The sequence below is a fragment of the Pseudomonas sp. AC355 genome (assembly GCF_979258205.1).
This window is the reverse complement of record NZ_OZ409843.1, coordinates 971,399-994,460: the sequence shown is the minus strand read 5'-3', so window position 1 is coordinate 994,460 and position 23,062 is coordinate 971,399. Positions and strand designations below refer to the sequence as shown.

Annotated in this window: 20 protein-coding genes; 11 read left to right on the top strand and 9 right to left on the bottom strand. The window is 59.2% G+C overall.

What is annotated here, in order from left to right; all coding sequences use genetic code 11:
- Window positions 1–22: 22 nt before the first annotated feature.
- The 5 genes from ACZ0AI_RS04755 to ACZ0AI_RS04735 all read left to right on the top strand — a co-directional run bounded on the left by ACZ0AI_RS04755 (window position 23) and on the right by ACZ0AI_RS04735 (window position 5,624).
- Window positions 23–790 (top strand): 3-hydroxybutyrate dehydrogenase, encoded by a 768-nt coding sequence (locus tag ACZ0AI_RS04755; protein ID WP_463564787.1) that lies wholly within the window; start codon window positions 23–25, stop codon window positions 788–790.
- Between the two features lie 39 nt (window positions 791–829).
- Complete coding sequence (locus ACZ0AI_RS04750) at window positions 830–2,176, top strand: short-chain fatty acid transporter (RefSeq protein WP_463564786.1); 1,347 nt, start codon at window positions 830–832, stop codon at window positions 2,174–2,176.
- Window positions 2,177–2,188: 12 nt separating this feature from the next.
- Entirely contained in the window at window positions 2,189–4,144 is a 1,956-nt protein-coding gene (locus ACZ0AI_RS04745; protein ID WP_463564785.1) for an acetoacetate--CoA ligase, read from the top strand.
- Window positions 4,145–4,316: 172 nt separating this feature from the next.
- Window positions 4,317–5,036, top strand: a complete 720-nt coding sequence (locus ACZ0AI_RS04740; protein WP_463564784.1) for a substrate-binding periplasmic protein — start codon at window positions 4,317–4,319, stop codon at window positions 5,034–5,036.
- A gap of 69 nt (window positions 5,037–5,105) precedes the next feature.
- The gene (locus tag ACZ0AI_RS04735) at window positions 5,106–5,624 is read left to right on the top strand and encodes a thioredoxin family protein (RefSeq protein WP_463564783.1); all 519 of its coding nucleotides are present in this window, start codon (window positions 5,106–5,108) and stop codon (window positions 5,622–5,624) included.
- 55 nt (window positions 5,625–5,679) lie between these two features.
- Here ACZ0AI_RS04735 and ACZ0AI_RS04730 read toward each other — a convergent pair whose 3' ends face one another.
- Window positions 5,680–6,879, bottom strand: a complete 1,200-nt coding sequence (locus ACZ0AI_RS04730; protein WP_463564782.1) for a PilT/PilU family type 4a pilus ATPase — start codon at window positions 6,877–6,879, stop codon at window positions 5,680–5,682.
- Window positions 6,880–7,043: 164 nt separating this feature from the next.
- On the opposite strand from ACZ0AI_RS04730, the gene ACZ0AI_RS04725 reads away from it, so the two are divergent.
- The 5 genes from ACZ0AI_RS04725 to ACZ0AI_RS04705 all read left to right on the top strand — a co-directional run bounded on the left by ACZ0AI_RS04725 (window position 7,044) and on the right by ACZ0AI_RS04705 (window position 12,371).
- Window positions 7,044–7,322 (top strand): peptidylprolyl isomerase, encoded by a 279-nt coding sequence (locus ACZ0AI_RS04725; RefSeq protein ID WP_463564781.1) that lies wholly within the window; start codon window positions 7,044–7,046, stop codon window positions 7,320–7,322.
- 120 nt (window positions 7,323–7,442) lie between these two features.
- The gene (gene sseA, locus ACZ0AI_RS04720) at window positions 7,443–8,294 is read left to right on the top strand and encodes a 3-mercaptopyruvate sulfurtransferase (RefSeq protein WP_463564780.1); all 852 of its coding nucleotides are present in this window, start codon (window positions 7,443–7,445) and stop codon (window positions 8,292–8,294) included.
- Window positions 8,295–9,097: 803 nt separating this feature from the next.
- Entirely contained in the window at window positions 9,098–9,538 is a 441-nt protein-coding gene (locus ACZ0AI_RS04715; RefSeq protein WP_463564779.1) for a hypothetical protein, read from the top strand.
- A 251-nt stretch (window positions 9,539–9,789) separates the two neighbouring features.
- On the top strand, window positions 9,790–10,272 hold the full coding sequence (locus tag ACZ0AI_RS04710; RefSeq protein WP_463564778.1) for a hypothetical protein: 483 nt from the start codon (window positions 9,790–9,792) through the stop codon (window positions 10,270–10,272).
- Window positions 10,273–10,784: 512 nt separating this feature from the next.
- Window positions 10,785–12,371 carry an ABC-F family ATPase gene (locus ACZ0AI_RS04705; RefSeq protein ID WP_225832592.1) on the top strand — a complete coding sequence of 529 codons (1,587 nt, stop codon included), beginning with the start codon at window positions 10,785–10,787 and terminating at the stop codon, window positions 12,369–12,371.
- Window positions 12,372–12,664: 293 nt separating this feature from the next.
- Here ACZ0AI_RS04705 and htpG read toward each other — a convergent pair whose 3' ends face one another.
- Window positions 12,665–14,569: a molecular chaperone HtpG gene (htpG, locus tag ACZ0AI_RS04700; RefSeq protein WP_463564777.1), complete on the bottom strand. Its 1,905-nt coding sequence runs from the start codon at window positions 14,567–14,569 to the stop codon at window positions 12,665–12,667.
- 92 nt (window positions 14,570–14,661) lie between these two features.
- Window positions 14,662–15,903: an MFS transporter gene (locus ACZ0AI_RS04695; RefSeq protein WP_463564776.1), complete on the bottom strand. Its 1,242-nt coding sequence runs from the start codon at window positions 15,901–15,903 to the stop codon at window positions 14,662–14,664.
- A gap of 270 nt (window positions 15,904–16,173) precedes the next feature.
- Between ACZ0AI_RS04695 and ACZ0AI_RS04690 the strand changes: the two genes are divergently transcribed.
- Window positions 16,174–16,476: a hypothetical protein gene (locus ACZ0AI_RS04690; protein ID WP_225832597.1), complete on the top strand. Its 303-nt coding sequence runs from the start codon at window positions 16,174–16,176 to the stop codon at window positions 16,474–16,476.
- A gap of 58 nt (window positions 16,477–16,534) precedes the next feature.
- Here the strand turns inward: ACZ0AI_RS04690 and ACZ0AI_RS04685 are convergent, their stop codons facing one another.
- The 6 genes from ACZ0AI_RS04685 to lpdA all read right to left on the bottom strand — a co-directional run bounded on the left by ACZ0AI_RS04685 (window position 16,535) and on the right by lpdA (window position 23,017).
- The gene (locus ACZ0AI_RS04685) at window positions 16,535–16,927 is read right to left on the bottom strand and encodes an MAPEG family protein (RefSeq protein ID WP_463564775.1); all 393 of its coding nucleotides are present in this window, start codon (window positions 16,925–16,927) and stop codon (window positions 16,535–16,537) included.
- Window positions 16,924–17,658 (bottom strand): DUF599 domain-containing protein, encoded by a 735-nt coding sequence (locus tag ACZ0AI_RS04680; protein WP_463564774.1) that lies wholly within the window; start codon window positions 17,656–17,658, stop codon window positions 16,924–16,926. Before ACZ0AI_RS04680 ends, ACZ0AI_RS04685 begins: the two co-directional genes overlap by 4 nt.
- 91 nt (window positions 17,659–17,749) lie before the next feature.
- Window positions 17,750–19,063: a branched-chain amino acid transport system II carrier protein gene (brnQ, locus tag ACZ0AI_RS04675; protein WP_463564773.1), complete on the bottom strand. Its 1,314-nt coding sequence runs from the start codon at window positions 19,061–19,063 to the stop codon at window positions 17,750–17,752.
- Window positions 19,064–19,326: 263 nt separating this feature from the next.
- Window positions 19,327–20,214, bottom strand: a complete 888-nt coding sequence (gene sucD / locus ACZ0AI_RS04670) for a succinate--CoA ligase subunit alpha (RefSeq protein ID WP_463564772.1) — start codon at window positions 20,212–20,214, stop codon at window positions 19,327–19,329.
- Window positions 20,214–21,380, bottom strand: a complete 1,167-nt coding sequence (sucC, locus tag ACZ0AI_RS04665; protein ID WP_463564771.1) for an ADP-forming succinate--CoA ligase subunit beta — start codon at window positions 21,378–21,380, stop codon at window positions 20,214–20,216. The genes sucD and sucC overlap by 1 nt, the downstream gene beginning before the upstream one ends.
- 200 nt (window positions 21,381–21,580) lie before the next feature.
- Window positions 21,581–23,017 (bottom strand): dihydrolipoyl dehydrogenase, encoded by a 1,437-nt coding sequence (lpdA, locus tag ACZ0AI_RS04660; RefSeq protein ID WP_463564770.1) that lies wholly within the window; start codon window positions 23,015–23,017, stop codon window positions 21,581–21,583.
- Window positions 23,018–23,062 lie beyond the last annotated feature (45 nt).

Below are 23,062 nucleotides of genomic sequence, written 5' to 3'. Positions count from 1 at the left end.
GCCGAGCGCATGAGGAGTTCGTATGAATCTGCAAGGCAAGACCGCTCTGGTCACCGGTTCCACCAGCGGCATTGGATTGGGTATCGCGTTGAAGCTGGCCGAGGCAGGCGCCGACTTAGTGCTCAACGGTTTCGGTGACAGCGCAGCGGCCCTCGCTGCCGTGCGCGCCCGCGGGGTTCGCACCGAACATCACCCGGCGGACATGAGCAAGCCCGAGGAAATCGAGGCGCTGATCGAATACGCCAATAGTGCCTTTGCCGGCGTCGACATTCTGGTCAACAACGCCGGCATCCAGCATGTCGCACAGGTTGAAGACTTTCCGGTAGAACGCTGGGACGCGATCATCGCGATCAACCTCACCGCGGCCTTCCACACCACACGCCTGGTCTTACCAAGCATGCGCGAACGCAATTGGGGGCGGATCATCAATATCGCCTCAGCCCACGGCTTGGCCGCTTCGGCCGGTAAAAGTGCATATGTAGCTGCCAAACATGGCCTGATTGGCCTGACCAAAAGTGTGGCGCTGGAAACCGCCACCACAGGTATCACCTGTAACGCCATCTGCCCCGGCTGGGTGCTGACCCCGCTGGTACAGAAACAGATCGACGACCGCACCGTCGACGGTGACAACGCCCGTGCCCGCACGGAACTGCTGAGCGAGAAACAACCATCACTGGATTTCGTCACCCCCGAGCAACTCGGCGAACTGGCCGTGTTCCTCTGCAGCGATGCCGCCATTCAGGTGCGTGGTGCAGCCTGGAATATGGACGGGGGATGGCTAGCCCGCTAAACACTTACAACACCCCACAACAATAAAAAGGAAACGCCCATGTTCGCCCAAATGACTCACTGGAGCGTACAGCTCGTCCAGCGCTACCTGCCCTCGCCGTTTGTGTTCTCCGCGTTGCTCAGCCTGTTCGTGCTGGCCTTGGCGATGTTCAGCACCCAGCAGGGTCTGCCGACCATGGTCAAACACTGGAACGCCGGGTTCTGGACGCTGTTGGCGTTCGCCATGCAGATGGCATTGGTATTTGTCACCGGCCATGCATTGGCCAGCGCGCCGCCCTTACGCCGCCTGCTTGACCGACTCGCGGCCATTCCGCGCAGCCCCACTCAGGCCATCGTGATGATTACCCTGATCGCCCTGCTCGGTTGCTGGATCAACTGGGGGTTTGGCCTGGTGATCGGTGCAGTGATGGCCCGTGCGCTCGCACGCCAGGTCAAGGGCGTCGATTACCCGCTGCTGGTAGCCTCGGCCTACACCGGCTTTCTGGTCTGGCATGGCGGCCTGTCGGGTTCGATTCCGCTGGCGCTGGCCGGCGGCGGTGCCGACGTCGTCAAAGTCAGTGGTGGGGTAATCACCAGCCCCATTGGCATCGAGATGACCCTGTTCACCCCACTGAACATGACCATCATCGCCTTGCTGCTGATCGGTCTACCGCTGCTCAACCGCGCGATGCACCCCAGCCCAGAGCACAGCAAAGTAGCGGATCCGGCCTTGCTGACCGAACAGGAAGGCGAGCTGCCCGCGCGTGATACACCCGCCCAACGCCTCGATGACAGCCGTCTGCTCGGCCTCGCGCTGGTGGCCATGGCTGCCGTGTATTACGCCGGGCACTTCATTGGTAAGGGCTTCGTGCTCGACCTCAATACCGTCATCGGCATCTTCCTGTTCCTCGGTTTATTGCTGCATGGCTCCCCCGAACGCTACATGCGCGCCGTGGACATCAGCGTGCGCGGCATCGGCGGCATCGTTCTGTTGTTCCCCTTCTACGCGGGGATCATGGGCATGATGACGGGCGCCAATGCCGACGGCGTGTCGCTGGCTGGGCAAATCAGCCAACTGTTCATCGAGGGCTCCTCGGCAGATAGCTTCCCGCTGCTGGCCTTCCTGAGCGCTGGCGTGGTGAACGTATTCGTACCGTCCGGTGGCGGCCAGTGGGCCGTGCAAGGTCCGATCATGCTGCCCGCCGGCCAGGCACTGGGTGTCTCACCCGCGGTCACGGCCATGGCGATTGCCTGGGGCGACGCCTGGACGAACATGATCCAACCGTTCTGGGCCCTGCCCTTGCTTGGTATCGTCGGCCTCGGCGCACGAGACATCATGGGTTACTGCCTGATCGCCCTGATTTACTCCGGCCTGGTGATTGCCGGCTGCTTCTACTTTCTTGCCTGATTGGACGTATTGATGAACGCACCCCTCTGGACGCCCTCCTCCGAACGCATCGCCGACACACGCATGGATGCATTTCGCCGCTTCGTGAACAGCCGCCACGGCCTGAACCTGGCCGACTACCCGGCGCTGCACGCCTGGAGCGTGAGCGAGCGCGAAGCGTTCTGGCAGGCCATCGTCGATGTCTTCGATATTCGCTTCAGCCAGCAACCGCGCGCAGTACTCGAAGAAGGCCCGGCCATGCCCAGCGGCCACTGGTTCCCGGGCGCCACCCTGAACTTCGCCGAGAATCTGCTGCGCCGCCGCGACGAGCACCCGGCCATCATCGCAGTAGCCGAAGACGGCGGCCGCGAGCAACTGAGTTACGCGCAACTGGCCGCGCATGTCGCCGGCCTGCAACGCAGTCTGCAGGATGCTGGTGTGGGGATTGGCGACCGGGTCGCGGCGTTCATGCCCAATACCTGGCAGACCCTGGTCGGCATGCTCGCCACTGCCAGCCTGGGCGCAACATGGTCGAGCTGCTCACCGGACTTCGGCACCCAAGGGGTGATCGACCGCTTCGGCCAGATCGAACCCAAGGTGCTGATCGCCTGTGCCGGTTATCGCTACGCCGGCAAGACGCTGGATCTGACCGGCAAGCTCAACGAAATCCTCTCGCATCTGCCCACCCTGCAGCAGTTGGTGGTGGTGCCCTACGCCAATCCGAATACTCAAGCTAGTGATTTCCAGACCCAGGCCAACGTCGGGCGCTGGGAGGATTTCTACCATGCCGAGGGCGAGCCGCAGTTCACTCCCGTGCCCTTCGAACAGCCGCTGTACATCCTCTATTCCAGCGGCACCACCGGAGTACCCAAGTGCATCGTCCATGGCGCCGGTGGCACCCTGCTGCAGCACGTCAAGGAGCTGGGTCTGCACAGCGACCTGACGGCCGACGACACGCTGTTCTACTACACCACCTGCGGCTGGATGATGTGGAACTGGCTGGTCTCCGGCCTGGCGCTGGGTGCCACGCTGGTGCTGTATGACGGCTCGCCGTTCCACCCGAATGCCAATCGCCTGATCGACCTGATCGACGCCGAGGACATCAGTATTTTCGGTACCAGCGCCAAGTTCATCGCAGCGCTGGAAAAAGCCGGCGCCAAACCCCGTGAGAGCCATCGCCTGCAGCGCCTGAAGGCAATTCTCTCTACGGGCTCACCACTGGCCCACGAGAGCTTCGATTACGTGTACCGCGACATCAAGGCTGATGTCTGCCTGTCCTCCATCTCCGGCGGCACCGATATCGTCTCCTGCTTCGCCCTGGGCAATCCGGTTTCCCCGGTGTACCGCGGCGAGATCCAGTGCAAGGGGCTGGGCATGGACGTACAGGTCTGGGACGACGAAGGCAAGGCAGTGACCGGTGACAAGGGCGAGCTGGTCTGCGCCCGGCACTTCCCTTCCATGCCGGTGGGCTTCTGGAACGATGCCGATGGCGAGAAATTCCGCAGCGCCTATTTCGATACCTTCCCAGGCATCTGGGCCCACGGCGACTATGCCGAGCAGACGCCCCATGGCGGGCTGATCATTCATGGTCGCTCGGATGCCGTGCTCAACCCCGGCGGCGTACGCATCGGCACCGCCGAGATCTACCGCCAGGTGGAAAAGGTCGAGCAGGTGCTGGAGTCCATCGCCATCGGCCAGCAATGGGACGGCGATGTGCGTGTGGTGCTGTTCGTGCGCCTGCGCGACGGCGTGCAGCTCGACGATACGCTGCAGAAACAGATCTGCCAGGTGATCCGCGCCAATACCACGCCGCGCCATGTACCGGCGCGGATCGTCGCGGTGGCGGACATTCCGCGCACCATCAGCGGCAAGATCGTCGAACTGGCGGTGCGCAACGTGGTGCACGGCCAACCGGTTAAGAATACCGACGCGCTGGCCAACCCACAGGCGTTGGAGTTCTATCGCGACCTGCCGGAACTGCAAAGCTGAACGCAGCTGTCTCCCGGCCCTGAGGGCCGGGAGATCTCCGGAACCAGGTAACAGATGAGTCGACCAAGGCAGCGACGCAGCCTGCTCGAACGCTCCATCAAGCCCCCGGAAATGTTCACGGATATCCATCCAAACAACTTCTATACTCGCGACATACCGCCAAGGAATGCTCGTGTTGCGCCTGATCGCCTGCCTGCTGTCATTGCTGCTGCCCTGCTCGCTAGCTGCCGAGCTGCGCGATATCCAGCTTTATATGCCGGACGCGGCGCCTTTGGCTCTGCATGGCGACGACGGCAATGGGATTACCGGTGACATCGCCATCATGGCGCTGCAGCGGGCCGGCTATAACCCCGTGGTCGAGAATGTCCCGTGGCCGAGGGCACAGAAACGCACGCAGGAATCGCGCGACGTGATGATCGTGCCACTCTCGCGCACTCCAGCACGGGAGGAACACTTCACCTGGGTGGCCAATATCCAGCCCCTCTACCGCGCCTTCTTTACCCTCGACAACCCGGTCGCTAGCCTGGAGGAAGCGCGCCAACGTTATCGGCTGGTTGCCGTCGGCCTGGGCTCCGCGCAGGAAGAGCTGCTCAGACGCAACGGTTTCACCGACAACCAGCTCTATGTACTCAAGCTCGGTGACAGGCCGATCCAGTTGGTCAGGCGAGGACGTGTCGACGCCTGGTTCACCACCGTACTGGAAGGCCGCCACCAGTGGGACAGTGGCCCCGAGCTGGCGATGAGCGCACCGCTGGCACCGCTGGACATGTACATCGCCTGCTCGCTGCAATGCGACCAGAAACTGGTCAGTTCCGTCCACGACGCCCTCGAGAGCATGCGTCGCGATGGCAGCCTGCAGCGCATCACCGAGCGCTACGCACCCACGCGCTAAAACGATCAGCGATTGCCGCACCGCGGATTTTCTGCTGGACTGCCCTGCCACCCTGCACGAGAACTCAGCATGACTTCCTACCAGGCGCTGTTCGCCATCGGCGAAGGTTTCGATGCCTTCGTCAGCCACGGCCTACCCGCCGAAATCGCCGCCGTGCAAAGGGCACAAGAACTGCTGAGTAGCGAAGGCGCCTTGAGCGCCGAAACACACCAACGACTGCAGACTGTGGAAAGTCGCTATCACCTGCTAGCAGCCGGCGAGATGTGGTGCCCGGACTGCCAGCTCAACCTCACGGCCATGGATCACCTGCAGCGTTTACAGCCTCACGTGGCACTGGCGATCGTCTCCAAGGGCCGTGCCGAGCATGGGCTGAAAGAGCGCCTGGGCCTGGAGCGCATACCGATTCCGCTGGTGGTGGTGCTCGACGAACGTTTCGAGCCGATCGGCCGCTTCGTCGAACAGCCCCAGGCGGTTATCGACGGCGGCGAAGCGAGCAAAGCGGACTACCGTGCCGGCCGCTACCTCGACAGCACAGTGGAAGACCTGCTGACGATCATCGAAACCCACGAGAAGCGTAAACGGCCCTGATTGGCCACTAGTCGGCAGCCAGAGGCGGATTGCAGTCAGCGCCGGCCTGGCGAGTTCAGATGCCGCGGCGGCCCGGATCCTCGGGTGGCGTTTCCACTTCGATGTCTTCGAGTTTCAGTTCCAGCCCCCAGTCTGTGGCTTCGGCAACCTTCGGTGGGCTTACCTCCGCTGTCGGTGCGGCCTGCGCCACGGGCGTTGGAACAGCTGGATTCTCGCGATAGAGCTTGAGTTTGAGGCGCACGTTGTTCGCCGAATCGGCGTTCTTGACCGCCTCCTCCTCGTCGATGGCCCCTTCGTTCACCAGATCGATCAGCGCTTGGTCGAAGGTCTGCATGCCGAGGTTCTTGGATTTCTCCATGATTTCCTTTATCTCGGCAAACTCGTTGCGCTTGATCAGATCGCGGATGGTCGGCGTACCGAGCAGCACTTCGACGGCTGCCCGGCGCTTGCCGTCAGTAGTTTTGACCAGGCGCTGAGAGACAAAGGCCTTGAGGTTGTTGCCCAGATCGTTGAGCAGCTGCGGCCGGCGATCCTCGGGGAAGAAATTGATGATCCGATCCAGCGCCTGGTTGGCGTTGTTGGCATGCAGGGTAGAAATCGCCAAGTGCCCGGTATCAGCAAAGGCCAGGGCGTGCTCCATGGTTTCGCGGTCACGGATCTCGCCGATCAGGATCACGTCCGGCGCCTGACGCAGGGTATTTTTCAGCGCCGCGTGGAAACTGCGCGTATCCACACCAACCTCCCGCTGGTTGATGATCGACTTCTTGTGCCGGTGCACGTACTCCACCGGATCCTCGATGGTGATGATGTGTCCGCCGCTGTTGCGATTGCGGTAGTCGATCAGGGCCGCCAGCGAAGTCGACTTACCCGAGCCGGTACCGCCGACGAACAGCACCAGCCCGCGTTTTTCCATCACGGTCTTGAGCAGTACCTCAGGCAGCTTCAAATCCTCGAAACGCGGGATGTCGAGCTTGATGTTACGGGCGACAATGGACACTTCATTGCGCTGTTTGAAGATGTTGATGCGAAAACGCCCGACGCCGTTGATGGAGATCGCCAGGTTCATTTCCAGCTCGCGCTCGAACTCCTCCTTCTGCGCGCTATCCATGATGGCATCGGCGATATCGGCCACGGCCCCAGCCTTCAGTGGCTCCCCACTCAACGCCTTGAGCACGCCATTGAACTTGGCGCACGGCGGCGCGCCGGTCGACAGATACAGGTCGGAGCCGTCCTGGCTGGAGAGAATTTTCAGCATTGCTTGAAGGTCCGATTAGCAGCATTCCGACTGGAGTTAGAGTCTGTTGACCTTAGGCCAAGGTTTGTTGAGAGACCGGCCAGATTAAGCCGGAAAAACGACGCCATTCTGATGGCGCATCAAATACTGGCACAATATGCGCCCGAAAAAATGAGGAACCCGTCATGGCAAAGGCAATGGCCCGCCACATTCTGGTCAAGACCGAGGCGGAAGCGGCGGCTCTTAAAAAACGCATCGCGGCGGGCGAAGCCTTCGACGTGCTGGCCCGCAAACATTCAACCTGCCCCTCCGGCAAACGCGGTGGTGACCTGGGCGAAGTGAAACCTGGGCAGATGGTGCGCGCCATCGACCAGGTGATTTTTAAAAAACCGCTGCGAGAGGTCCACGGCCCGATCAAGAGCCAGTTCGGCTATCACTTGGTACAAGTGTTCTTCCGCGACTGACCTGCGCATCCTATGCATAGGTGAAAACGGTCTAGTGGAAACCATCGCCATGGGATGCCACCTGCCAGCCAAGCTGGCAGGATGAAAGCCAAGCCGCCCCAGACGAAAGGAGATGGAAGGATGAGTTTTGCTCCCCTGGTCACCAGTGAATGGCTCGCCCGCGAGGGCAATGCCGCGGACGTGGTGCTGTTCGATGCCAGCACCTACCTGCCCAATGAAGCGAAGAACGGCCACGAGGAATACCTCAAGGGGCATATCCCCGGCGCACGCTTCTTCGATATCGACGCCTTTTCCGACCCTGATACACCGCTGCCCCATACCGTGCCATCCCAGGGCCGTTTCGCCCGTCTGATCGGCGCACAGGGCGTCGACAACAGCAGCCGCGTGGTGGTTTACGATCAGAAGGGACTGTTCTCCGCCGCCCGCGCCTGGTGGCTGTTTCGCTATTTCGGTCACGAGCACGTCGCCGTGCTCGATGGCGGGCTGCCCAAATGGCTGGCCGAAGGCCGTCCCAGCGAAACAGGCGAACCTGCCGCCGTTCCCCAGCGAACCTTCGAAACCAACGTGCATACACGCAGGCTCAAGGGCTTGGGCGACGTACTCGAAGCCATCGATCAACACGACACCCTGATCCTCGATGCCCGCGCCGCCAACCGCTTCGATGGCAGTACCGCAGAAGCACGCTCGGGCGTTGCCTCGGGGCATATTCCAGGCAGCCACAACCTGCCCTACAGCCGACTACTGCACGCTGATCACACCCTGCAGCCCGCAGACTCGCTGCGTGCACTGTTCGCCGAGGCCGGCGTCGATGGCAGCAAATCAGTGATCACCAGCTGCGGTAGCGGCGTAACGGCTGCCGTACTGCTGCTAGGCCTGGAAGTGGCCGGTCTTCCAGAAGCTGCACTGTATGACGGCTCATGGACAGAATGGGGCAGCCGCCAGGACACGCCCAAAGCGACTGGAGTGGTCTGATAGGTCTGGCGTGCATTCCTGATGGCGGTGCACGCTAGTGACCATCCATTGATAGCTGGTTTCCCAAGGAGGATGTCTGCCATCGATCAGCGCCTAAAAGCTAATAAATTGTTTATAAATCATCCATATCATTATGATATTAAAAGGATTTTATTATTTAAGTCTGGCACCTACCAGCGTGAACACATCACGCCCAAGCGCAGGCAGGTACAGCAGGAGCTGCTATATAGGACAACATGTAGCACTATCGCAGGACGGACAGATCGTCATAAAAATCGTCGAAAAGGTAGCCAAGCTGAGGAAAAATCCGTGAAAAGCCTTCTGGCAAAACAGATAACAAGGCGTATCACCGAGGGCTAGCAATGAACGAGCCATTTACCCAGTTAAGCGAAGCGAAATAGACCTCGAAAAAGAATCATATTAATTATTCAAATAATTGATTTATAAGAGTTTTATTAATAGTTCTTAGAAACGGCTCCACTCGTTAGAAATCAATAAAAGCTATAATCATATTTTTTAAAATTCTTTTTAAGAATAAGCAATTGCTCTATAACCCTGATCAGCAGGACGCGAAACGAGCACGCCATGTCCCGCATCATCAACGCCCTCTCTGCATCCGCGCTGCACACCCAACAACTGTTTGCTCAGCAACAGCTGCACAACACTATGTTCGGCGGAGCAGCACCTCCCCCTTGATCAGGCGCCTAGAGACCGCGTAATCCGTGGTCAATGGGGGTAGTCCAATTTGGCAGTTGTCAAAATGCTGGACTAAAGTCAGACGACATCACCGAGGAACCAACGGAATGGCAAGCAAGAGTGATTTGGTCATCGCCCTGAAGATTTACCGAGAAAGAACCGATGACGCCATCGCCGAGCGGAACAGGCAGATCGACGTGGCCAGGGAACAGCTTGCCGAGCTGCTCAGGATGATCAATGTCGATATTTCCGGCGTTGGCGGCCTCGACCTGATCCGAACCGAAGAGGCGCATGCATTCGACGGCGCGATAGTCGAGCTCGAGTCACTCAAGATCGTCCTCGCAGGGAACACCGTTGATATCAAACCCGACATCGTCGACTCGTCTCTGCGGGTCATCGTCAGCAACCTGTCTCCCGAGCATCCATCGCTGATCATCCGCAAAGAGCACGGGCAGTGGATCGTCTTTTCGTCAGCCGAGACCTTCCTGTCACAGTTCAGCAATGACTTTCTCTTGAACCACCTCGTCGATCTGGTGAATCGCTCGTAGGTCAGCGACTCGCCTTGGAATTTACCGGCGTGCGATTTCCTGGCGTGTCGTAGAGCCCAGTCTCAGCCACACACATCGCATTTATCTCATCAGACATGGTCATTACTTGAGCGGCCTCGGCTGGATGTTACTGGCCTGATCAGCCTGATGCTGCTCGCCTTGACGAACGAGTGGCTTGTTTTTTACTGTGATTTTTCAGGGTATGCCCAATGCTGACTCAGCATGGATACCAATGCACAAGGAGTGATCGCGTGAGTCCAATCAGAACAATCTGCCTGGCAATGGCGGTAATTGCAGCGAGCGCTTGCTCGACGCCAAGCAGCAAGAGCAGCAAGAGCAGCAACGACGTGCAGGAGGCAGCCAAGCTGCTGATAGGCCAACCTGCCAGCAACGCCTTCGCCGTATTCGGCAAACCCGACCAGGGCATGGGGCCATCGTCATACGGTTCGGGCGGCGGCCTCTACACCTGGAATCGCTTGCAGACACACCTGAGCCCCGAGAAAGAATTCATCAAAACGGGCGAAGAGTATGTTGGTGAGCAACAAACCTGGGTCACCATTGGTGGCAGAGGCATGACAGGCATCATGCCGGCTTACAGCCAACCGATTTACCGTGATGTTGGCTACTACGACAACGTCACCATCATCGACTACTTCTGCAGCATCACCCTCTTCACTGACAACAAGGACATCATCACCGATGCCTCGGTAGTCAATTGCGAAGATAAAAAGTAGCGTTTGTGAACGCTCAGTAACGCAAAAGGCCCGATACCGAAGGGAATCCCGCGGCAACGGGCCTGACTTTTTATCGACACACCTCATTCACGACCTGCAGCTCGCTGGCTGCAAGGCACTGTAAAAGAAGCCCTGCCGTTCGCCGAGCGCCGCACAGCCGGCACCGGAAAAAATCCCGCATACCCTTTTGCTTTCCTCCCGACAACAAAGCCTTGTACGCCCAACAGACGAATGACCGGCATCATCAGTGACGACCATCCCTGAAAGCGCTGGGTATTCGTTACCGTCCTCCGTACAATGCGCGCCACACCTACGCAACTATGTGTCTGATGGCAGGCATGGCCCCGGCCTTTATTGCACAGCAATTGGGCCATTCGATACAGATTCTGCTGACCCGCGATGCCGATGGATTGATGGCGAAAGCAACTGGGCAGAGATGAAGAAGCTACGAATTGCCCCAAAACTGCCCCAAGACTGAATCCACACCCCTGAAACATGCGAGTTAGAGCATTTTGATTTCCACAGCTAATATCACGATGCAGTTCGGTGCCAAGCCGCTGTTCGAGAACGTGTCCGTTAAGTTCAACAACGGCAACCGCTACGGCCTGATCGGCGCCAATGGCTGCGGCAAGTCGACGTTCATGAAAATTCTCGGTGACGACCTCGAGCCCTCCGGTGGCCAGGTCATGCTCGAGCCGAACGTGCGTCTCGGTAAGCTGCGCCAGGATCAGTTCGCCTACGAGCAATTCAACGTGATCGACACCGTGATCATGGGCCACGAGGAGCTGTGGAAGGTCAAGGCCGAGCGTGACCGTATCTACTCGCTGCCGGAAATGAGTGAAGAAGACGGCATGAAGGTCGGCGAGCTCGAAGGTGAGTTCGCTGAAATGGATGGCTATACCGCCGAATCCCGTGCCGGCGAGTTGCTGCTCGGTCTGGGCATTCCGTTGGAGCAGCATTTCGGCCCGATGAGCGAAGTCGCTCCCGGCTGGAAACTGCGTGTGCTGCTGGCTCAGGCGCTGTTCTCCGACCCGGACGTGCTACTGCTGGATGAGCCGACCAACCACCTGGATATCAATACCATCCGCTGGCTGGAAACGATCCTGACGACGCGTAACAGCACCATGATCATCATTTCCCACGACCGTCACTTCCTGAACTCGGTCTGCACCCACATGGCGGATCTGGATTACGGCGAGCTGCGTCTGTTCCCGGGCAACTACGACGAGTACATGACCGCTGCGACCCAGTCGCGCGAGCAGTTGCTGTCGGACAACGCCAAGAAAAAAGCGCAGATCAACGAACTGCAGAGCTTCGTCAGCCGCTTCTCGGCCAACGCCTCGAAGTCCAAACAGGCCTCCTCCCGCGCGAAGCAGATCGACAAGATCCAGCTGGCCGAGGTCAAGCCGTCGAGTCGGGTCAGCCCGTTCATCCGTTTCGAGCAGACCAAGAAACTGCACCGCCAGGCCGTGACCATCGAGCAGATGTCCAAAGGCTTCGACGGCAAGACGCTGTTCAAGAATTTCAGCTTCACCGTCGAAGCTGGCGAGCGTGTCGCGATCATCGGCCCCAACGGTATCGGCAAGACCACCCTGCTGCGCACGCTGGTCGGTGAACTGAGCCCGGACGCGGGTGCAGTGAAGTGGACGGAAAGCGCCGAGATCGGCTATTACGCTCAGGATCACGCTCACGATTTCGAAGACGACGTGACCTTGTTCGACTGGATGGGTCAGTGGACAACCGGTGAGCAAGTGATTCGTGGCACCTTGGGCCGCATGCTGTTTTCCAACGACGAGATCCTCAAGTCGGTCAAGGTAATCTCCGGTGGTGAGCAAGGCCGCATGCTGTTCGGCAAGCTGATCCTGCAGAAGCCCAACGTGCTGGTGATGGACGAACCGACCAACCACCTGGACATGGAATCCATCGAAGCGCTCAACCTGGCGCTGGAGAACTACCCAGGCACGCTGGTCTTCGTCAGCCATGACCGCGAGTTCGTCGGCTCCCTGGCCACACGCATCATCGAGCTGTCGGACAACGGCGTCACCGACTTCAGCGGCACCTACGACGACTACCTGCGCAGCCAGGGCATCATCGTTTGATCGGCTGAATCGGTACGACCAGAAGCCCCGTCATCTACTGGATGACGGGGCTTTTTCGTGTAGATGGTTTTTTGATGGGTATCGCCGCTTCGCTCCTCGACCTACGCGGCCAGCCCCATCCTACGAGCTGAGCTGACGCCCCGTAGCCTGGGTTGAGCAGCGCGATACCCAGGAAATCTCCCCGGGTGTCGCTGCGCTCGACCCAGGCTACGGAGTAGCAGGCAACATGACACCAAACAACAGATGCAAAAACGCCGCTCGGATGAGCGGCGCTTTGCATTGCGGCTAGCGGATCAAGCAGAGAGCTCGACCAACAGCTTGTTCAGGCGCTGCACGTAGGCGGCCGGGTCTTTCAGGCTGTCGCCTGCAGCCAGCGCTGCCTGGTCGAAGAGGATGTGCGACAGATCGCCAAAACGATCTTCGTCCGGCTCGGCATCCAGCTTCTCGATCAGCGGGTGGTTCGGGTTGAATTCGAAGATCGGCTTCGAATCCGGCACCTTCTGGCCGCTGGCCTCGAGAATCTGGCGCATCTGCAGGCCCAGATCCTGCTCGCCGATAGCCAGAATGGCTGGCGAATCGGTCAGGCGGTGGGACACGCGCACTTCGGCAACATGCTCACCCAGTGCAGCCTTGAGACGCTCGACCAGGCTCTCCTTGCTCTTGGCGACTTCTTCTTGGGCCTTCTTGTCCTCTTCCGAGTCCAGCGAGCCCAGATCCAGATCACCACGGGCAACGTCGACGAACGATTTACCGTCGAACTCGGTGAGGTAGCTCATCAGCCACTCGTCGATGCGGTCGGTGAGCAGCAGCACTTCGATGCCTTTCTTGCGGAAGACTTCCAGGTGCGGGCTGTTCTTGACCTGCGCGTAGGATTCGCCGGTGAGGAAGTAGACCTTGTCCTGGCCTTCCTTGAGACGACCGATGTAGTCGCCCAGGGAAACCACCTGCTCGCCCTCGCCTTCGGCAGTGGAGGCGAAGCGCAGCAGGCCGGCGATCTTCTCCTTGTTGGCGAAGTCTTCCGCCGGGCCTTCTTTGAGCACCTGGCCGAAGTTCTTCCAGAACGACTTGTACTGCTCGGGATCGTTCTTCGCCAGCTTCTCCAGCATGTCCAGTACGCGCTTAGTCAGTGCCGACTTCATGGAGTCGATCACCGGATCCTTCTGGAGGATTTCGCGGGAGACGTTCAGCGACAGGTCGTTCGAGTCGACCACACCCTTGATGAAGCGCAGATACAGGGGCAGGAACTCGTCCGCCTGATCCATGATGAACACGCGCTGCACATAGAGCTTCAGACCGCGCGGCGCTTCACGCTGGTACAGGTCGAACGGCGCACGGCCGGGCACGTACAGCAAAGAAGTGTATTCCAGCTTGCCTTCGACCTTGTTATGGCTCCAGCTCAGCGGGTTGTCGAAGTCGTGAGAAACGTGTTTGTAGAATTCCTGGTACTGCTCGTCGGTGACCTCGGTACGTGGCCGTGTCCACAACGCACTGGCGCGGTTGACCACTTCCCACTCCGGCTCGGCCGGCTTGTCCTGCTCTTCGCCATGGCTTTCTTTCGGCAGCTCAATCGGTAGGCCGATATGGTCGGAGTACTTCTTGATGACGTTACGCAGGCGCCAGCCGTCAGCGAATTCTACTTCGTCACTTTTGAGGTGCAGCACGATGCGAGTACCGCGCTCTGCTTTCTCGACGGTAGCGATTTCAAAGTCGCCCTCGCCTTTCGAAGCCCAGTGCACGCCTTCGCCTGCCGGCAAACCGGCGCGACGGGTGAACACTTCAACCTTGTCAGCCACGATGAACGCCGAGTAGAAACCCACACCGAACTGACCGATCAGGCTCGAGTCTTTCTTCTGGTCACCGGAGAGATTCTTGAGGAAGTCGGCAGTGCCGGACTTGGCAATGGTACCCAGATGCGCGATGGTTTCTTCGCGACTCATGCCGATGCCGTTGTCTTCGAGGGTGACGGTCTTGGCGTCTTTGTCGAAGGTCACGCGGATCTTCAGATCAGCGCCACCCTCAAGCAATTCGGGCTTGGCCAATGCCTCGAAACGCAACTTGTCGACGGCGTCGGAGGCATTGGAGATCAACTCGCGAAGGAAAATTTCCTTGTTGGAATACAGCGAGTGAATCATGAGGTGCAGCAGTTGCTTCACTTCTGTCTGGAAGCCCAGGGTTTCTTTTTGAGTTTCCACACTCATGGTCATCTAACTCCACATTGATGGCTAAGCCGCAGTACGGCGGATGTCCATCAAGTGGGGGCGGCGTGGAAAAACTTCAAGTCACCTGCACATCACTCATCCAGCAGCTCGACATGGACGATGTCCGCTTCCGGCATGGCAAAGCGTGCTTCGCCCGAGCCGTTGAGGCGCTGCCTGAGAATGACCTGCCCCTGTTCGATCCCGGCAAACTGCCCCTGAATGGAGCTGCCCTTTTCGCTGAACACCCGCATCGGCTGGTTGACGTAGCGTTGCGGCTCGCCGAGCAGGCGCACCAGGGAGAAGTCCCGACGTGGGTCCTGCATAGCCTCGGGCTGGCGCGGCACCGCTGGCTGAACAGGTGCAACGGCAGGTGCCGTAGTGACCGCAGCTGGCAATTCGGCGAAGCGGTCATCGTCCACACGCCAACCCAACTGAGGATGCTTGCTCAGGCTGACCGGCAAACGCTGTTCGCGGCCATTGATCCGAACACTGACATCGAGCATCAGGTTGCTGCCAGTCACGCCAGAAGCGGGCAGCGGCGAAAGCTGCACATCTCGGGTGGTGAAGCGGCGCTGCAGGTAGTCGGTGAGAAGGTAGGCCAGCGTGTCGCGAGAGTCGACGGTAAGATCCACTTTGCCGTCGTGATAGCGCAGACCATTGCGAAACATCTCGACCTTGCCGCTCAACGTGGTTTCGAACTGCGGCGGCAGTACCAGATGGAAATCCCCTACCAGGCGATTGGGCTCTACTGGCTGAAGATCGATGTGCAAGGTGTATCCCGCCTTCAACTGCCGCGCCTCGGGCAAGTCCTGATCAGGCAACAACCAGTTGAGCTCGATTTCCGGCAACTGGCCTTGATCATCCGGCAGCACATCAAGGCGTAGACCGTCCACAGCGAGCGGCAAGCCACGAATGATCAGCTCACGACGCGCAAAGAAATCCTGCCCTTCGCGCAAGCTGAGTACGCCATCGATCAGTTCGGCCTCCTGGGGAGCAAAAGGCTCGCCGTTGAGTTGGCCATTGAGCTGGATGTGCAGTCCGCCTGGTGCCTGCTTCTCTGGCTGCAGCCACTGCAGGCCGATGATCGCCTCCAGGCGCTGCGGATCGTGACCGGCCATCACCGCCAGACCGACGACCAGCGGGATCATACCCAATGCGCAACAGGCCAGCGCATGCCTAGCCCGGCGCCAGTGGCGCACGATGAACAGCAGCGTCAGAGGTGGCAGCAGACAAGCCCAACCCCACAGCAGGCTGGTGGCGAAACCGCGCATCACCAGTAATACCAGACCGACGAGTATCAGCAGCAGGCCGCCCAGTATCAGCAACGCGTCCATTCAGTTTCCTTAGATAAATAGCCAGATTCGGCGTCAGCTGCGCTCACTTTCCAGTGAGCATCGCGGGAGTGAGCGTCACGATAATCATCGAAGCGCGTTCATTCCATCGAGAAGTCGAGAATTTTCCGATTTTGTGACAGGCCCTGAATTGGTGCTTTCCGGGGGGCAGGCCATCCGTTATCGGGCATCGAGTGGAAAGGGAGTGAACTTATACCCACTTTGATGCCTCGAAAAACCGTAATGGTATTTACCCAAAGGAGAGACACCCCCATGCAAAAATCAGTCGCTTACGCCTTCATGCTGGCTGCCACGCTGGGCCTTGCGGCCTGTGACAAGCCGTCCGAAAACAAAGCGGAAGACGCTCAAGAAGCTCGTACCGAAGCTCAGGAGTCGATGAACGACGCCGCTGAGGAGAGCAACGAAGCTGCTCAGAAAGAAGCTGAAGCCGCTCAGGAACGCGCTGAAGAGCAACAGGAAGACGCTCAGACTCCGCCAACCACTCCCGCACCTGCCGAGCCGGCAGCGCCTGCGGATCCAGCTGCACCGGCTGCGCCGAATCAGCAACAGCAATAAGCTGTCATCTTCACGTTACCCGCAGCCTGCTGCGGGTAACGCGCTTTACCCCCCCGCTTTACCGTAACGCTGGCGTAAGCATCAGCAACAGCGTGCAACCCATCCCGACCGCCCACACCACACTGCGTTGCCAATGCAGGTCTGCCCAATAAAAGAGCAGATACAGCACGCGCGCGACCACGAAGATCACCGCCAACCAGTCCACCAGCCAGCCGCTGCTCTGGGTGACGTGCGCCATCAATACCCCTACTGCAAACAGCGGGAACGCCTCGAAACTGTTCTGATGAGCAGCCAGCGCGCGTGCGCCAAAGCCGGTGAGGCGTGCCTGTTGCGCACGCGGATGATGATTGTCGTAGCGTCCACCCTCCTCCTTCATCGCCTTGGCCAGCGGCGCCTTCGCCACGAAGATCAGCAAGGCACTGATGAATATGCACCAGAACGGAATACTCATTCGGTTTTCTCCTTGGCCGGCTCGAATGTTGGTGTTTGTGTGTAGACCATCACTTCCAGCACATCGGAATGAAATTCGCGACGGTATAGCACGACCACAACCCCCGCAGAAACCAACATAAAGAACCAGGGGTTGATGAACCACGATAAGGTCGCCATACCAAAGTAGTATGCGCGCAGACCATAGTTGAACTGGTTGGCGGCCATCGATATGACCCGTGCAGTTCGCTCGCCAAACGCCTTGCGCTCCTGCTCGGTAACATGTCGCTCACCGATCATAGGCGCCGAACCCACCAGTACGGCAGCGAAATTGTACTGGCGCATGCACCAGCTGAAGGTGAAGAAGGCATAGACGAAGACCACGCCCAGGCAGAGCAGCTTGGCTTCTGACATGCCACGGCTGGCGACTTGCACGAACGGCAGATCAGCCAACAGCGACACCGCGCGATCCGAAGCACCGAGAACGGTGAGGATGCCGGCGAGAATGATCAGCGTACTGGAGGCGAAGAATGAGGCATTGCGCTCGAGGTTGCCGATCACATTGGCGTCGGCGATGCGGTTGTCGCGCAGCAGCATGCGGCGCATCCAATCCTCTCGGTAAAGGTGCAGAACGCTGGCCAGGCAGGGCGTGGTGCGACCTTTCGCCTGGGCGTAACGGGTATAGCCACCCCAGCAGATGACGAACCACAGAACGGCCAGTATGTGCGGCAAATATTCTTCGCTGATAGGCATGCAAGCTCCTTGTAAGGCTGGAGCGATTATAGCCACGGACGTCATGAAAAAGCCGCTCAACGGAGCGGCTCTTGGGGGACGACGAAAGGACTCAGGCGATTATCGAGCGTTTGCGCCCCATTAACCGATCGACCACGCACGCAATGATCACAGTAGCCAATACCGGCACAAGCCAACCGAGGCTCTGTGCGGCCAACGGCAGACGGGCAAACAGCGCAGGTACGTAGGCCGCCCAGCCAGCAGCGCTCATGCCGTCGGCGATGCCGAACACCAGGGTCACCGCCATTACGGGTATGAATACAAGGCTCTGCGACAACCAGAAGCGGCTTGCCAAACTCAGTGCCACCAGCACGATGGCCAGGGGATAAAGGCCGACCAGCACCGGAACGGAGACGCTGATCAGTTGCGTCAGCCCCTGATTGGAAACCGCCAGACTGAACACCGCCAAGGCAATCACTACAACGCGATACGGCACCTTGAGCAAATCGCTGAAGAACTCACCGCACGCGGTCAGCAACCCAACACCAGTGGTCATGCAAGCCAGGATGATCACCACAGCCAAAAGCAGCGAGCCCGAGGCTCCAAATGTCTGATTCACATAGGCGGTGAGAATCTGTCCGCCGTTTTCCGCACCAGCAGCCAGCTCATGGCTGGTCGCGCCCAGGTAAAACAGCGACAGGTAAACCAGCGAAAGCGCTACCGCCGCTATGATGCCGGCAATCACGCAATAACGGGTGACCAGGCCAGGATCATTGATACCCCGCGCACGAACCGCGTTGGCTATCACGATGCCGAACACCAGGGCACCCAAGGCATCCATGGTCAAGTAGCCTTGCAGGAAGCCCTGTACAAGGGGTTCGCTGCGGTAAGCTCCCGTGGCCTCGCCTACTTCGCCTGCGGGGGCGAACAGGGCTGCGCCACCCAGCACGATCAATGCAACGATCAGAACCGGGGTGATGAACTTGCCGACCCGGTCGACCAGGCGGCCCGGGTTGATCGACAGGAACAACACTGCCGCGAAATACACCACGGTATACACGAACAGCGCCGTTGCGCTGTTGCCGACAAAGGGCTGCATGCCGATCTCGAATGACGCGACCGCGGTTCTCGGGGTGGCAAATAGCGGGCCGATTGCCAGGTACACAGCCACGGCCAGTGCAATACCAGCCCAGCGCCCCAGTGGCGTGGTCAAGGTTGGCAAGCCACCCCCCACGCGAGCCAATGCCACGACCGTGAGCAACGGCAAACCGACACCGGTCAGCAGAAAGCCGATTGCCGCGGCGGCAATGTTCTCACCAGCGGACAGGCCGGCACTAGGCGGGAAGATGATGTTGCCCGCACCCAGAAAAAGCGCGAACGTCATGAAACCGAGAGCCAGGATGTCCAGGTTTTTCAAGCGAGTCATAGAGGGAAATACCACAGGCAGAAAATCAAAAAATGTTCCGGGGGTTTCCATCGGGATCAGGGAAACGTTGTCAGGGCTCATGGGCCGAACCAGTGGAGGCAATGCTCGTCTGCTTGTGGCAGAGCTCATGCCGGGGCGGCATGGTAACGAAAATCGGCTGACATCTCGAAACTGCCGGACAGACTGTCGAACACCTGTAAGTGCGCGTCGCCTCAATGAAAAAGGCCACCCGAGGGTGGCCTTTTCGATCAGCTCAGAATGGCTTACGCCTTCTTCACTTCCCAACCGGTCAGTTCGGCCAGGGCCTTACCGATGTCAGCCAGGGAACGCACGGTTTTCACACCAGCGTCCTGCAGTGCAGCGAATTTCTCGTCTGCAGTGCCTTTGCCGCCGGAAATGATGGCGCCAGCATGGCCCATACGCTTGCCAGGAGGAGCAGTCACACCAGCGATGTAGGAAACTACAGGCTTGGTGACGTTGGCCTTGATGTAGGCAGCCGCTTCTTCTTCAGCCGAACCGCCGATTTCGCCGATCATGACGATCGCTTCGGTCTTCGGGTCTTCCTGGAACAGCTTCAGGATGTCGATGAAGTTAGAGCCCGGAATCGGGTCACCACCGATGCCCACGCAAGTGGACTGGCCGAAGCCGGCGTCGGTGGTCTGCTTGACGGCTTCATAGGTCAGGGTGCCGGAACGCGACACGATGCCTACTTTACCTGGCAGGTGGATGTGACCCGGCATGATGCCGATCTTGCACTCGCCCGGAGTGATCACACCAGGGCAGTTAGGGCCGATCAGGGTAACGCCCAGCTCGTCGCAGATAACCTTGGCATCGAGCATGTCCAGGGTAGGAATGCCTTCGGTGATGCAGACGATCAGCTTGATGCCGCCGAAAGCAGCTTCCAGGATCGAATCTTTGCAGAAAGGAGCCGGAACGTAGATGACCGAAGCGTCAGCGCCGGTAGCTTCTACAGCTTCTTTCACAGTGTTGAACACTGGCAGGTTCAGGTGGGTAGTGCCGCCTTTACCTGGGGTCACGCCGCCAACCATCTTGGTGCCGTAGGCGATGGCTTGCTCGGAGTGGAAGGTACCTTGCGAACCAGTGAAACCCTGGCAGATAACCTTGGTGTCTTTATTGATCAGGACGCTCATTACTTGCCCTCCGCAGCTTTGACGACTTGCTGAGCAGCGTCGGTCAGGCTGGTTGCCGCGATGATGTTCAGGCCGCTTTCGGCCAGGACTTTGGCACCCAGTTCAGCGTTGTTGCCTTCCAGACGGACGACAACCGGAACCTTGACGCCGACTTCCTTCACTGCACCGATGATGCCTTCGGCAATCATGTCGCAACGAACGATACCGCCGAAGATGTTCACCAGAACGGCAGCAACGTTGCTGTCGGACAGGATGATCTTGAAGGCTTCGGTAACGCGCTCTTTGGTTGCACCGCCGCCTACGTCGAGGAAGTTGGCTGGCTTGCCGCCGTGCAGGTTGACGATGTCCATGGTACCCATGGCCAGGCCAGCACCGTTGACCATGCAGCCGATGTTGCCTTCGAGAGCAACGTAGTTCAGTTCGAACTTGGCAGCATGAGCTTCACGGGCGTCGTCTTGCGACGGGTCGTGGAAGGTCTTCAGCTTCGGCTGACGGTACATGGCGTTAGCGTCGATGTTGATCTTCGCGTCAAGGCAGTGCAGGTCGCCGTCGGCCTTGATGACCAGTGGGTTCACTTCCAGCAGAGCCAGGTCGTGATCCTTGAACAGCTTGGCCAGACCTACGAAAATCTTGGCGAACTGAGCGACTTGCTTGCCTTCCAGACCCAGCTGGAATGCCAGCTCGCGACCCTGGAACGGCTGAGCGCCGACCAGCGGATCGATAGTGGCCTTGAGGATTTTCTCAGGAGTTTCGTGAGCGATCTTCTCGATGTCCACGCCACCTTCGGTGGAAGCCATGAACACGATGCGACGGCTGGAGCGGTCGACTACAGCACCCAGGTACAGCTCCTTGGCGATGTCGGTGCAGGACTCGACCAGGATCTTGGTGACAGGCTGACCATTAGCGTCAGTCTGATAAGTCACCAGACGCTTGCCCAGCCAGTTGGCGGCGAAAGCCTTGGCTTCTTCCTTGCTCTTGACCAGTTTCACACCACCCGCTTTACCGCGGCCACCAGCGTGTACCTGAGCCTTGACGACCCACTCGGTACCACCGATTTTTTCGCAGGCTTCTGCTGCTGCTTCCGGGGTGTCTACGGCGTAGCCCTTGGATACGGGCAGGCCGTATTCAGCGAATAGCTGCTTACCCTGATACTCGTGAAGATTCATGCTTGTCTACCGTTTTCGTTTAGGTATTGCGCATCGGTGCTGCACTTACGTGCCGCACCACCTGTGACCGCCTCTAGGCAGTCAGATACACATTCCGCGCATGGGCCTGAGCCCTGCGCGGGCAATGCACCGTGGTTCTGCTTCGCGAAAAACCGTCTGTGCGGTGGCGGCCCTTGAGCCGCCCCCGGACGAACGATTTCTTAGCGTTTCTTGCGGTTGGCGATGTGAATCGCGCCACCGTTTACTGCAAGCGCTGCTTCGTGCAGAGCTTCGGACAGGGTCGGGTGCGAGAAGACCATCATGCCCAGGTCTTCAGCGCTGGTACCGAACTCCATACCGATAGCGCCTTGCTGCACCAGCTCTGCGGCGCTCGGGCCAATCACGTGTACACCCAGTACGCGGTCGGTATTGGCATCGGCGATCACCTTGACGAAACCGCCGGTGTCGTTGGCTGCCATGGCACGGCCGCTGGCGGCGAACGGGAAGGTACCGACGTTGACTGCAACGCCTTCACTCTTCAGTTGCTGCTCGGTTTTACCAACCCATGCAATTTCCGGGTGGGTATAGATGACCGATGGGATCAGGTCGTAGTTCATTTGCGCCTTGTGACCGGCGATACGCTCGGCAACCATCACGCCCTCTTCCGAGGCCTTGTGGGCGAGCATCGCGCCGCGCACCACGTCACCGATGGCGTACACGCCTGGGACGCTGGTGGTGCACTGGTCGTCGACGAAGATGTAGCCACGCTCGTCCAGATCCACACCGCTGTCCGAAGCCAGCAGATCAGTGGTGACCGGGCGACGGCCAACGGCAACGATCAGCTTGTCGAACACGATTTTCTGTTCGCCAGCCGAGTCGGTGTAGTTGACGGTGACTTGCTTCTTCTTGACTTCGGAACCGGTCACGCGAGCGCCCAGTTTGATGTCGAGGCCCTGCTTGGTGAGGGTCTTCAGGGCTTCCTTGGCAACTGCTTCGTCAGCCGCTGGCAAGAACTTGTCCAGTGCTTCCAAAACGGTCACTTCAGCGCCCAGACGGGCCCATACCGAACCCAGCTCCAGACCGATGACGCCAGCGCCGATGACGCCCAGCTTCTTCGGCACCGATTGGAATTCCAGCGCGCCGGTGGAATCGACGATGACGTCCTGGTCAACCGGAGCCGGCGGGATGTCGATCGGGCGCGAGCCGGATGCCAGGATCACGTTCTCGGCTTCGACGACGGAGGTCTTGCCGTCCTTGTCGGTGACTTCGACTTTCTTGCCAGCCAGCAGCTTGCCGTGGCCTTCGAGCAGGGTTACACCGTTAGCCTTGAACAGGCCAGCAACGCCGCCAGTCAGGTTCTTGATGATGGTGTTCTTGCGACCGACCATGGCCGGTACGTCGATGCTCAGGCCTTTGGTGCTGATGCCGTGAGCGGCGAAGCCGTCATGGGCTTCGTGGTATTTCCAGGAACTGTCCAGCAGCGCCTTGGAAGGAATGCAACCGACGTTCAGGCAGGTACCACCGAGGGCGATCTTGCCGTCCTTGTCCTGGTACTTCTCGATGCACGCGGTTTTCAGGCCGAGTTGTGCAGCCTTGATGGCGGCAACATAGCCGCCAGGGCCGGCACCGATGACTACCACGTCGAATTTCTGGCTCATAAAAGATTCCTTTTCAGCTTCAAGCTTCGAGCTCAGGCGCAGACG

What these genes read in the sequence shown, in the direction of transcription:
- ACZ0AI_RS04755 (WP_463564787.1), top strand. Translation starts at nt 23, where the DNA reads ATGAATCTGCAAGGCAAGACCGCTCTGGTCACCGGTTCCACCAGCGGC.
- ACZ0AI_RS04680 (WP_463564774.1), bottom strand. Translation starts at nt 17,658, where the DNA reads ATGCCTATCAGCGAAGAATATTTGCCGCACATACTGGCCGTTCTGTGG.
- ACZ0AI_RS04725 (WP_463564781.1), top strand. Translation starts at nt 7,044, where the DNA reads ATGGCAAAGGCAATGGCCCGCCACATTCTGGTCAAGACCGAGGCGGAA.
- ACZ0AI_RS04690 (WP_225832597.1), top strand. Translation starts at nt 16,174, where the DNA reads ATGCAAAAATCAGTCGCTTACGCCTTCATGCTGGCTGCCACGCTGGGC.
- ACZ0AI_RS04750 (WP_463564786.1), top strand. Translation starts at nt 830, where the DNA reads ATGTTCGCCCAAATGACTCACTGGAGCGTACAGCTCGTCCAGCGCTAC.
- ACZ0AI_RS04715 (WP_463564779.1), top strand. Translation starts at nt 9,098, where the DNA reads ATGGCAAGCAAGAGTGATTTGGTCATCGCCCTGAAGATTTACCGAGAA.
- ACZ0AI_RS04745 (WP_463564785.1), top strand. Translation starts at nt 2,189, where the DNA reads ATGAACGCACCCCTCTGGACGCCCTCCTCCGAACGCATCGCCGACACA.
- brnQ (WP_463564773.1), bottom strand. Translation starts at nt 19,063, where the DNA reads ATGACTCGCTTGAAAAACCTGGACATCCTGGCTCTCGGTTTCATGACG.
- sucD (WP_463564772.1), bottom strand. Translation starts at nt 20,214, where the DNA reads ATGAGCGTCCTGATCAATAAAGACACCAAGGTTATCTGCCAGGGTTTC.
- htpG (WP_463564777.1), bottom strand. Translation starts at nt 14,569, where the DNA reads ATGAGTGTGGAAACTCAAAAAGAAACCCTGGGCTTCCAGACAGAAGTG.
- ACZ0AI_RS04685 (WP_463564775.1), bottom strand. Translation starts at nt 16,927, where the DNA reads ATGAGTATTCCGTTCTGGTGCATATTCATCAGTGCCTTGCTGATCTTC.
- ACZ0AI_RS04730 (WP_463564782.1), bottom strand. Translation starts at nt 6,879, where the DNA reads ATGCTGAAAATTCTCTCCAGCCAGGACGGCTCCGACCTGTATCTGTCG.
- lpdA (WP_463564770.1), bottom strand. Translation starts at nt 23,017, where the DNA reads ATGAGCCAGAAATTCGACGTGGTAGTCATCGGTGCCGGCCCTGGCGGC.
- ACZ0AI_RS04735 (WP_463564783.1), top strand. Translation starts at nt 5,106, where the DNA reads ATGACTTCCTACCAGGCGCTGTTCGCCATCGGCGAAGGTTTCGATGCC.
- sseA (WP_463564780.1), top strand. Translation starts at nt 7,443, where the DNA reads ATGAGTTTTGCTCCCCTGGTCACCAGTGAATGGCTCGCCCGCGAGGGC.
- ACZ0AI_RS04695 (WP_463564776.1), bottom strand. Translation starts at nt 15,903, where the DNA reads ATGGACGCGTTGCTGATACTGGGCGGCCTGCTGCTGATACTCGTCGGT.
- sucC (WP_463564771.1), bottom strand. Translation starts at nt 21,380, where the DNA reads ATGAATCTTCACGAGTATCAGGGTAAGCAGCTATTCGCTGAATACGGC.